The organism is Mesorhizobium sp. M2A.F.Ca.ET.067.02.1.1 (genome assembly GCF_004023285.1).
Lineage (GTDB): Bacteria > Pseudomonadota > Alphaproteobacteria > Rhizobiales > Rhizobiaceae > Mesorhizobium.
Map to the genome: position 1 here is coordinate 1 of NZ_RZSB01000274.1, position 7,129 is coordinate 7,129.

The window sequence follows — 7,129 nt, forward strand, 5'->3', positions numbered from 1 at the left end:
GTGTCGAAGGGTGAGAAGCCGGTCGTCGACATCGCCGGCACGGCGTTCCCGATGCCCGCCAACAGTGCCGGCGAGGACGGTCAGGCCGTCGTCTACGGCGTACGCCCGGAGCACCTGGAGATCCATCCCGACGGCGTCGAGGCCAAGATCTCGGTTGTCGAGCCGACCGGCTCGGAAACCCTGGTGTTCGTGCGCTTCGGCGAGGGCGAGATGGTGGCGCTGTTTCGCGAGCGCCACGACTTCAAGCCGGGCGATGCGCTGAAGCTCAAGCCTCGCCTCGCCCAGGTCCACCTCTTCGACGCCGAAACCGGCAAGCGACTTTAGATCTTTACACAATTCCGGACGGAAAACCGCCTTTCCTGGAATTGCTCCAGACCGCACACAGACTTCCGGGAGGAAACCATGCTCAAAGGGATCAATCCGCTGCTCAATGCCGATGTGCTCCAGGCGCTGCGGGCGATGGGCCATGGCGACGACCTGATCATCGCCGACACCAATTTCCCATCCGATTCGGTGGCGCGGCAAACTGTGCTCGGCAAGCTCTTGCGCATCGATGCGACGGCGGCCGACGCGGTGAAGGCGGTGCTGTCGCTCTATCCGCTGGATACGTTCGTCAACGATGCCGCGGCGCGCATGGAGATCGTCGGCAAGCCGAACGAGATCCCGCCGGTGCAGAAGGAGGTCCAGAAGGAGATCGATGCGGCCGAGGGCAAGCCCTGGCCGATGATCTCGATCGAGCGCTACGCTTTCTACGAGCGCTCCAAGAAGGCCTATTGCGTGATCCAGACCGGCGAGCGCCGCTTCTATGGCTGCTTTGCCTTCCGCAAGGGTGTCGTGCCGCCGGATGCGGAGTAAGGACATGGCCGCCGGCAAGCCTGTTGTCATCCTCGGTGTGTTCGTCGCCGACACCGCCTATCGCGCCGATCGCCAGCCGCGCATGGGCGAGACGATCCTCGGCAATTCCTTCAAGCTCGGGCCGGGCGGCAAGGGCTCGAACCAGGCGGTGGCGGCCGGCAAGCTTGGCGCCGACATCACTTTCCTGACCAGGCTTGGCGTCGATGCCTTTGCCGACATGGCCAAGCAGACCTGGAGGGATGCTGGCGTCAAGAGCGCCGTGATCGACACGCCGGCCAGCTATACGGGTGCTGCCTATATCTTCGTCGAGGAAGGCACGGGCAACAATGCCATCATCGTCAGCCCGGGCGCGGCGATGCTGATTTCCCCCGCAGACATCGAGACGCATGCCGGCCTGATCGGCTCCGCCGGCGTCTTCGTCACCCAGCTCGAGCAGCCGATCGACGCGGCCTTGAAGGCGCTTGAGATCGCGCGCGGGGCAGGGGTGACGACCATTCTCAATCCCGCGCCGGCCGCGAGCCTGCCGGACCGCATCTACACGCTCTGCGACTATATCACGCCCAATGAGACCGAGGCCGAAGGGCTGACCGGCATCAAGGTGTCGTCGGTCGACGACGCCCGCCGCGCCGCCGACGCTCTGCTGGCCAAGGGTGTCGGGGCCGTCATCGTGACGCTGGGAGAAAAGGGCGCGCTTCTGCACAGCAAGGACCGATCCGAGCATGTCGGCGCCGTCAATGCTGGCCCGGTGGTCGAGACCACCGGGGCGGGCGATGCCTTCAACGGCGGTCTTGCCGCCGCTTTGGCAAAAGGCGTCGAGCCGCTGGAGGCCGTGCGCTTTGCCTGCGGGGTCGCCGGCATTTCGGTGACCCGCCCCGGCACCGCGCCGTCTATGCCGACATTGCAAGAGGTCGAGGCGCTGCTCGCGAAGGCATGAACTCGTAGTTCGGCCGGTTTATTAGCGGCCCCTTGACCGGGAACGCTCCTGAAGCGAGCGCGTTCATCCTCCTGGTTTGCAACGCCGGAACGGCAGGATGAAGAAATCGTACGAAAAACCCACGCTCGTGAAGCGGCAGAAGCTCACCGAACGGACGGCCCAGATTGTCGCTTCCGGCGTCGTCCTGGGCGAATGATTTCCTTGATCGGGCTTGGATAGCGCTACAGAATCCTGCTGGTCAGTTCCAGCATCGTCGTTGCGCCTTGCTCGCTGCCGGGCATATGCACGACGCGAAGGACGCGGAGGTCCCTGTTCGTTCCCTCGACCGGTATCGACACGCTTTCGCCGACCCGCGGCAATTCCTGGAAAGCGAGCTCGTCGACATCCCTCTCCTCGTCGATGGAAATCCGACATCTCACAGCCATCTGACTTCTCCCGTTTTACCCGAGGGCTGAACGGGACAAGGTTGAAATGGTTCCGAGAAGGCCCTCAGTTGGCAAACCTGCCGCGATATTCGCGCGGCGTCAGGCCTTTTAAAGCCTTGAATTGACGTCCGAAATTGGCCAGCGACCGATAGCCGACCTGCTCGGCGATGTGGGCGATCTGCTTGTCGCCCTCCGTCAGGAGGGCGCAAGCCTTGCCGATGCGCAGCCGTGTCACATACTCAGTCACGGTCAGCCGCGTGTGTCGGGTGAACATCCGGTGAAAGCCCGACGGGCTGAGCGCGGCGAGGCGCGCGACACGGTCGATCCTGAGCTCATCAGTATAGTGCGTGTGCAGGTGGCCGAGAACACGGTCTATGCGCGCGCCGCTCGAGGCGAGGGTGGACTGGGGCGAACGGGACGGCGCCGTGAGCGGCTCGGCCGCGTCGTCCTCGGCCAGCGCCAGCAGCACCGCAATCAGGTCGAGCAGCCGGTCCGCGGGCGGCTTGTCGAAGATCGCTTCGATCCGCGCCCTGACACGCCCGGTCGCAGCTTGCGAGAATTTCAGCCCGCGCGCCGATCTTTGCAGCAGGCCGGCTACCGGTCGCAGTTCCGTCAGAAGACCGGTCAATCCACGCGCCCATTCGGGCCGGAACCAGATGACCATGACCAGATGCGGCTTGCCGCCATCGAGCTTGCTCGTCGACGACCAGGTGTGCGGCAGGTTAGGACCGAGCAGCACGAGATCGCCATCGTCATAGCCGCCGACATGGTCGCCGACGAAGCGGCATCCGCGCGAGTTGAGCGTGAGCGTCAGCTCATATTCCGGATGATGGTGCCATTCGAACGGAATGGTCGGGTCGCGCGGCACCCGCACCATCGACCATGAGGCGTCATCGGCGACGGTGACTTTCTCCAGATATGGCTTCACAGCCGGCCCCTGAGAATTCGCCTCGAACGGCGTTTGAATGATAATGGACGCCAGAATAGTATCATTCTGTGCCTGTTAGCGACAACATGCATGTCCGCCGTTCGGTTAGCCTCGTGTTTGACAGGACAACGTCGAGGAGGAAATCGATGGCCCACGCGAAAAACATCACTAAGGACGATCACCCAACATCCAGCCGGGCGACGACCCAACTGTCCAAGATCAGGAAAGTGCTTCCGCTGCGCGTGCTTTCGGACGCCGATTTCGCGCACTGGCAGAGGCGGGGCTTCGTGATCGTGCGCGATGCGGTGCCAATGGAAAATGTCGAGCGTCTCAAGGCACTGCTTTGGGAATTCGAGGAGAAGGACCCCAACGATCCGGCGACCCGGGACGTCACCCAGCGGCGCGACTATGCGCTGAAGGAAATCAACAATGCCGGCATGGTCGAGATCTACAATCATCAGTTCCTGTGGGATAACCGCATGGCGCGGCGCGTCTATGATGCCTTTGTCGATATCTGGGATATGGAGGATCTGTGGGTCGCCATCGACCGCGCCAACCTCAACACGCCCAACAAGGGCAGGCGCGCATCTCCCGGCTTCATCCATTGGGACGCCGACACCTCGCTCGAGCCCAAGCCGATCTCGGTGCAGGGTGTGCTTTCGCTGGTCCATCAGGACGGCGGCGATATCGGCGGCTTCCAATGCGTGCCCTATCTGTTCGAACATTTCGACGAATGGGTGAAGACTCAACCCGCCGACCGCGATCCGCATCATCCGGATATGAGAGGGATCGAGGACAGGATCGAGAAGCTCGAGCTCTTCCCTGGCGACCTGATGATCTTCAACTCGCTTCTGGCGCATGGCGTGGCGCCGAACACGTCCGACGACAAGGTGCGAATGGCCCAGTATATCTCCAAGTTCCCCGCCGATGAGAGCAATCTTGTCGAGCGCGAGGCGCGAATCCGCTCTTGGCGCGAACGCGAGGCGCCGCAGCGCGCCGGCTTTGCCGGCGATCCGCGCAGCTGGGAGAAGAAGCATGCCGAGACGGCAAAGCTGACGCCGCTCGGCGAAAGGCTGCTGGGGGTGGTCAGTTGGAACTGGTAACGTCGGGAGATTGATACGGCGACGGTTCCGCCGTCCTGCATCGGCTGTTCGGCGGACTGGTGGGCGATGACGGGCTCGAACCGCCGACATCTTCGGTGTAAACGAAGCGCTCTACCAACTGAGCTAATCGCCCGCTTGAGCGCGGACCTTTAAGCAGTTAGGGCCGCGTTCGCAAGGCCAAATGAACAGACCGGTGCGCCCGCCATCAGGCGGATTTCCCCAGCCTCGACGCCGTTGTCAAAAAACCTTCTCCTGTTTGTTGTTATGCTTGAATGCCGCGCTTGACACCTGCAAACGAACCCCTTATCCACCGCCCCAACGACGAACACGCCTGACACGTGCTCGTCAGTGCGCGGGTGTAGCTCAGTCGGTTAGAGTGCCGGCCTGTCACGCCGGAGGTCGCGGGTTCGAGCCCCGTCACTCGCGCCATCATCCTTGACAGGATCAATCGGAAAATCGGCTTATCCGGCGCATTTAACGCGCGTGCGGGGCTGTATTAAGCGGCAGCGGGGCCCCTGCGGGGCCGCCACCTTGTCGAGGGCTCAGGTCGCTACTGCCTGACGTAGCAGCGTTTGTGAGCGCCTGGAGCGGGATCATCGCCGAAAGCGTCGTTGCTGCAGCGAACGCCGTTCCTGAAGACGTCCTGCGTGTATTGGCCACGTGCGCCGTATCTGACCATCGCGCGGCCGCGGAAATCGCAGAACTCACCCTCCCTGGCGCAGGCGACCCATTCGCCGCGGTCCGGGCGCGAGCCGTAGTCATCGTCCCCGTAATCATTGTCATCGCCATAGCCGCCGCCACGCGCCACGAAATAACAGGCCTTTTCGCGGCCGGGGGCCGGGTCGCCAAAAACGCGATTCGAGCAAGGGACGGCTCGACGATCGAAAAACCGGGAGGTCATTCGACCGCGCGCGCCGTAGACCACTTGCGTGGGGTAGGGCAGGCGGCAAATACCGCCCTCATTCGCGCATCGCCGCAGCTGCTGTGCCGACGCGGTGGCAGGGAACAGGGCCGTAGCGGCCGCGGCCAAGCTGACGAGGCAGATGAAGGCCAGCGTTGCTCGGATCGAGACGTGAAAAGTTCTTAACACGAATTGTCTCCCGGTTTGGTTGTGCTGCGGCATCCTACAGCAGGCGGATTAAATGCGCGATGAATGCCTGATCGGAGGCTATTGTTAACTCGGGCGGCCCTACGGGCGGCCGGGGCTCAATATCTAATGATCCGCCGCTCAACGAGGACCACCAGGCAGAACAGCGCGATCGACAGCGATGACGAAAGAACGATCGCGGCGTAGAGCCGGTCGGACTGATAGTTGAAGGTCGCCTGGATGATCAGCGCGCCGAGCCCTTTGTCCGAGCCGATCCACTCGCCGACGATGGCGCCGATCACGGCGGTGGCCGACGCGATCCTGAGTGACGAGAACAACATCGGCAGAGCACGGTGCAGGCGCAGGCTCCAGAAGATCTCCGAGCGCGTCGCCGACAGCACCCGGAACAGCTCGTGTTCGTTGTCGCTGGCCGAATCGAGGCCGCGGATCATGTTCACCAGCGTCGGGAAGAAGCAGATCACCGCGGCGATGACGATCTTCGGCGTCATGCCGAGGCCGAAGATCAGGATGATGATCGGCGACAGCGCCAGGATGGGGATGGTGTTGAAGAAGAGCACGATCGGGAAATAGGCCGCCTGCAGGACGCGGCTGTGGACGAAGAGCACGGCCAGCAGCACGGCAGCGAGATTGCCGATGACGAAGCCGGCCAGCGCCTCGATCAGCGTCGGCCGCAGATTGTCGATGAGGAGCGCAAAATTCCTTTGGAAGACGCCGAAAATCGCCGTCGGTGTCGGCACGATATAGGCGGGCACGCCGAGCAACGGCAAAAGATATTGCCAGGCGAGCAGGATCGAAGCCGCGCCGAGAACGGGGAGCGCGGCCGTCATGTGCGGGGAGAGCGGCGCCTGTCTCACGATGCGCGCTCCAGCGCCGTTCGCAGATCGGCCATGGCGGCGACGATCGCCGCATCCTCGCGCTTGCAGCGATTGCCTTCCTGCTTGAGAGGCCGCATGTCGAGGTCCTTGACGACACGTCCCGGATTGGCGGCCAGCACGATGACGCGCTCGCCGAGATAGGCTGCTTCGGCGATCGAATGGGTGACGAAGAGGATGGTCGTGCCGCTGCGCCGCCAGAGCGCCAACAGCTCGTCGTTCAATCGGTCGCGCGTGATCTCGTCCAGCGCGCCGAAGGGTTCGTCCATCAGAAGCAGTTTCGGTTCGCTGAGCAGGGCGCGCGCGATCGCCACGCGCTGGCGCTGGCCGCCGGAGAGCTGATGCGGCAGGCGCTCACTGAGGGCGCCGAGCCCCATCAATTCAAGCAGTTCCGTGCTGCGATCCTCGATCTTGCGTGTCAGGCTGCGCAGGCCGACGCCAAGCGGCAAGCGCACATTGTCGCGCACCGTGCGCCAGGGAAGGAGGGTCGAATCCTGGAAGACGAAGCCGACATCGCGCCGCGAGCGCACCGTATGCGGCGTCTCGCCAAGCACGCTGATCGTGCCGCCGAGCGGATCGAGCAGGTCGGCCACCACCCTGAGCAAGGTCGACTTGCCGCAGCCTGACGGGCCCAGGATCGACAGGAAGGAACCGGCCTCCACGGTGAGGTCGAGGCCGGCGAGCACTCTGACGGCCGTCTGCCGGCCGCCATAGCCGACATCCAGCCGTCGCGCTTCGATCGCGTGCGGCATTAGATCAGCACAACGTCTGATTGGACCGTCATGCTGATCTAACTCTCAGTTGGAGCATGATTTTTTCCAAAGCCGGTTCCCACCTCTTGAGATCATGCTTTACGCGGCGGGCGCGTCGAGCTTGGGCCGGTCGGCGGCCGACAGTTCGAGGA

At 63.4% G+C, this 7,129-nt stretch carries 10 protein-coding genes and 2 tRNA genes; 6 read left to right on the forward strand and 6 right to left on the reverse strand.

All coding sequences use genetic code 11. The features are described from left to right. The 4 genes from EOA28_RS18910 to EOA28_RS38920 all read left to right on the forward strand — a co-directional run. Window positions 1–324: TOBE domain-containing protein (locus EOA28_RS18910; protein WP_148670758.1), on the forward strand; the 324-nt coding region annotated here is incomplete at its 5' end. 78 nt (window positions 325–402) lie between these two features. Further along, complete coding sequence (locus EOA28_RS18915; RefSeq protein ID WP_127251588.1) at window positions 403–855, forward strand: RbsD/FucU family protein; 453 nt, start codon at window positions 403–405, stop codon at window positions 853–855. 4 nt (window positions 856–859) lie between these two features. Continuing rightward, on the forward strand, window positions 860–1,789 hold the full coding sequence (gene rbsK, locus EOA28_RS18920) for a ribokinase (protein ID WP_127251589.1): 930 nt from the start codon (window positions 860–862) through the stop codon (window positions 1,787–1,789). A gap of 97 nt (window positions 1,790–1,886) precedes the next feature. After that, window positions 1,887–1,985: a putative RiPP precursor gene (locus EOA28_RS38920; RefSeq protein ID WP_189342102.1), complete on the forward strand. Its 99-nt coding sequence runs from the start codon at window positions 1,887–1,889 to the stop codon at window positions 1,983–1,985. A 25-nt stretch (window positions 1,986–2,010) separates the two neighbouring features. Here EOA28_RS38920 and EOA28_RS18925 read toward each other — a convergent pair whose 3' ends face one another. Both EOA28_RS18925 and EOA28_RS18930 read right to left on the reverse strand, forming a co-directional pair. After that, on the reverse strand, window positions 2,011–2,214 hold the full coding sequence (locus tag EOA28_RS18925; RefSeq protein WP_126082448.1) for a hypothetical protein: 204 nt from the start codon (window positions 2,212–2,214) through the stop codon (window positions 2,011–2,013). Window positions 2,215–2,278: 64 nt separating this feature from the next. Next, window positions 2,279–3,142: an AraC family transcriptional regulator gene (locus EOA28_RS18930; RefSeq protein WP_127251590.1), complete on the reverse strand. Its 864-nt coding sequence runs from the start codon at window positions 3,140–3,142 to the stop codon at window positions 2,279–2,281. 146 nt (window positions 3,143–3,288) lie between these two features. On the opposite strand from EOA28_RS18930, the gene EOA28_RS18935 reads away from it, so the two are divergent. Further along, window positions 3,289–4,245 carry a phytanoyl-CoA dioxygenase family protein gene (locus EOA28_RS18935; protein WP_127386414.1) on the forward strand — a complete coding sequence of 319 codons (957 nt, stop codon included), beginning with the start codon at window positions 3,289–3,291 and terminating at the stop codon, window positions 4,243–4,245. A gap of 57 nt (window positions 4,246–4,302) precedes the next feature. On the opposite strand, the gene EOA28_RS18940 is transcribed toward EOA28_RS18935, so the two are convergent. Then, window positions 4,303–4,378, reverse strand: a tRNA-Val gene (locus EOA28_RS18940). Between the two features lie 219 nt (window positions 4,379–4,597). Here EOA28_RS18940 and EOA28_RS18945 point away from each other — a divergent pair. Continuing rightward, a tRNA-Asp gene (locus EOA28_RS18945) sits at window positions 4,598–4,674 on the forward strand. A 121-nt stretch (window positions 4,675–4,795) separates the two neighbouring features. Here the strand turns inward: EOA28_RS18945 and EOA28_RS18950 are convergent. The 3 genes from EOA28_RS18950 to EOA28_RS18960 all read right to left on the reverse strand — a co-directional run bounded on the left by EOA28_RS18950 (window position 4,796) and on the right by EOA28_RS18960 (window position 6,977). Continuing rightward, window positions 4,796–5,368: a hypothetical protein gene (locus EOA28_RS18950; protein ID WP_245484155.1), complete on the reverse strand. Its 573-nt coding sequence runs from the start codon at window positions 5,366–5,368 to the stop codon at window positions 4,796–4,798. Window positions 5,369–5,451: 83 nt separating this feature from the next. Continuing rightward, entirely contained in the window at window positions 5,452–6,207 is a 756-nt protein-coding gene (locus EOA28_RS18955; protein ID WP_126082451.1) for an ABC transporter permease, read from the reverse strand. Then, window positions 6,204–6,977, reverse strand: coding sequence for an ABC transporter ATP-binding protein (locus EOA28_RS18960; RefSeq protein ID WP_128315149.1), 774 nt, complete (start codon window positions 6,975–6,977; stop codon window positions 6,204–6,206). The genes EOA28_RS18955 and EOA28_RS18960 overlap by 4 nt, the downstream gene beginning before the upstream one ends. Window positions 6,978–7,129: the final 152 nt, after the last annotated feature.

Excerpts from the sequence above, each read along its gene's own strand:
- EOA28_RS18915 (WP_127251588.1), top strand. The coding sequence starts at position 403 with ATGCTCAAAGGGATCAATCCGCTGCTCAATGCCGATGTGCTCCAGGCG.
- rbsK (WP_127251589.1), top strand. The coding sequence starts at position 860 with ATGGCCGCCGGCAAGCCTGTTGTCATCCTCGGTGTGTTCGTCGCCGAC.
- EOA28_RS38920 (WP_189342102.1), top strand. The coding sequence starts at position 1,887 with ATGAAGAAATCGTACGAAAAACCCACGCTCGTGAAGCGGCAGAAGCTC.
- EOA28_RS18925 (WP_126082448.1), bottom strand. The coding sequence starts at position 2,214 with ATGGCTGTGAGATGTCGGATTTCCATCGACGAGGAGAGGGATGTCGAC.
- EOA28_RS18935 (WP_127386414.1), top strand. The coding sequence starts at position 3,289 with ATGGCCCACGCGAAAAACATCACTAAGGACGATCACCCAACATCCAGC.
- EOA28_RS18950 (WP_245484155.1), bottom strand. The coding sequence starts at position 5,368 with ATGCCGCAGCACAACCAAACCGGGAGACAATTCGTGTTAAGAACTTTT.
- EOA28_RS18960 (WP_128315149.1), bottom strand. The coding sequence starts at position 6,977 with ATGCCGCACGCGATCGAAGCGCGACGGCTGGATGTCGGCTATGGCGGC.